Annotated in this window: 1 protein-coding gene; it reads left to right on the top strand. The window is 53.6% G+C overall.

Annotated features, from left to right (window positions below):
* The first annotated feature begins 177 nt into the window (after positions 1–177).
* Positions 178–2,043 (top strand): TonB-dependent receptor, encoded by a 1,866-nt coding sequence (locus BF95_RS25020; protein WP_161774439.1) that lies wholly within the window; start codon positions 178–180, stop codon positions 2,041–2,043.
* The last annotated feature ends 12 nt before the right edge of the window (positions 2,044–2,055 follow it).

Genomic DNA, 2,055 nt, shown 5'->3' with positions numbered 1-2,055 from the left:
GAAACGAAGAAAAGACAAATAAATAAATTAAATCGAAACAAATAGGGGATGTTATGAAGAACAGTATCAKATTTTTTGTGTTCTACAAGCATTGGCTGTCTCGCCATAGCGCTACCTGCAAGCGCGCAACAATCGCCGTCAACAACGGGATCTGCGGCCCAGACAGCCGATATTGTGGTGACCGCGAACAAGCGTGAGCAAAATCTCAATGATGTCGGGCTGTCAATAACGGCGATATCGGGCGACGCGCTTGCACAGCGCAAGGTTTCATCGCTTGAAGATATTGCGTCTATCATACCCGGCCTGTCCTACTCGGCCAGCACGACCAATACGCCCATTTATACGTTGCGCGGCGTGGGCTTTAACGAAAGCTCGCTGGGCGTTTATCCTGCGGTCAGTGTCTATATCGATCAGGCACCCTTGCCTTTCCCGGTATTGGCCAGTCATTCGGCCTATGATCTTGAACGCATCGAGGTGCTGAAAGGGCCGCAAGGTACGCTTTTCGGGCAGAATTCCACAGGCGGTGCGATCAACTATATCGCCGCAAAGCCCACCAGCAGTTTCGAAGCCGGCGGCGATATCAGCTATGGCCGCTTCAATGCGATAGAAGGCAATGCGTTCATCAGCGGTCCGTTGGCCACCAACGTCCGCGCGCGGCTCGCCGTCACCGGGGCGAATTCGGATGGGTGGCAGTATAGCGTTACCCGGCCAAGCGATCGCAATGGCGCGACCAGCTATGTCGCCGGGCGGCTGCTCATCGATGCGGACCTTTCCGAGGGGGTGAAGCTGTCATTCAACATCAACGGTTGGGTCGACAAATCGGAACCGCAGGCGCAACAACTCATCGGTATCCGCACCGGGGGGCCGCAGGGCGCTACCGCCGTCAAACTTGCGGCGACATCGGTATTCGCGCCCGACAAGGCCCGCGCCGCGGACTGGAGCAGCTTTCTTACCGATCCGGCGACCGGCGTTCAAAATCCCGATGGCACTTTCGTGCCGGGCACGGCAAAATCGACCGACTTCACGCCAAGAGCGGATCGCAAATTCTATCAGCTTGCGATGCGCGCTGATGTCGAACTGGGCGCGGACATCACGTTGACGTCGCTCACATCCTATTCCGATTATGACCAGACCCAAACAACAGACGGCGACGGCAACGCTGCCGTTACCTTCGATCTTCAGAAGAATGATGGGTATATTCGGTCTTTTAGTCAGGAATTCCGGCTGGCTAACGACCCGCGCGGTGCGTTCCGTTGGGTACTGGGTGCGAACTATGAGGACAGCACGACGTTTGAGGACCAATTGCTGCGATATTTCGATAACTCAAATTACAATCCAGCGACTGCCTATATCAATGGAAGCGAGGTCAACAATAAGCAGAAGATCAGAAACTATGCCATATTTGCCAGCGGTGAATATGATATTGCGGAGAAGCTGACCCTGAAGTTGGCAACGCGCTACACAAATTCTCGTATCGCAGATGAAAATTGCGGGTTCACGATTCCCGGTGGAAATGTTGACAAGCTATTTGGAACACCGACGCCAACGGCCTGCTACACGTTCGATGCTGCTTTTCGAAATGGCCCACCCATCCTGCAAACGCTAAAGGAAGATAATGTGTCTTGGCGGGCAGGCATCGACTACAAGATGACCGACAGCAGTTTGCTCTATGCGAACGTGTCTCGCGGGTACAAGGCAGGCAGCTTCCCAAGCCTTGCCGCCGCTACTTCCAAAGCATTGAAACCGGTCACCCAGGAATCGGTCACGGCCTATGAAGCGGGTATCAAGACGGAATTTCTCGACCGTGTCATCGGTTTGAATGCTGCGGCATTCTACTATGATTATCGCGACAAGCAGATCCGAGGGAAAATCATCGACAACCCCAATATTTTCGGTGCGCTCGACACGTTGGCCAATATTCCCAAATCGACAATCTATGGCTTTGAAGCGGACTTGACGATCCGCCCGACCCGTGGGCTTACGATCAACGGCGCGCTGACATATCTGAAGTCAGAAATTAAAACGTCCTGTTCTACCGTATAATTTCGATGTTTT

The organism is Sphingobium sp. Ant17 (assembly GCF_000588875.1).
Lineage (GTDB): Bacteria > Pseudomonadota > Alphaproteobacteria > Sphingomonadales > Sphingomonadaceae > Sphingobium.
Note: the sequence above shows the minus strand (reverse complement) of the source record. Positions and strands in the feature narration are given on the sequence as shown.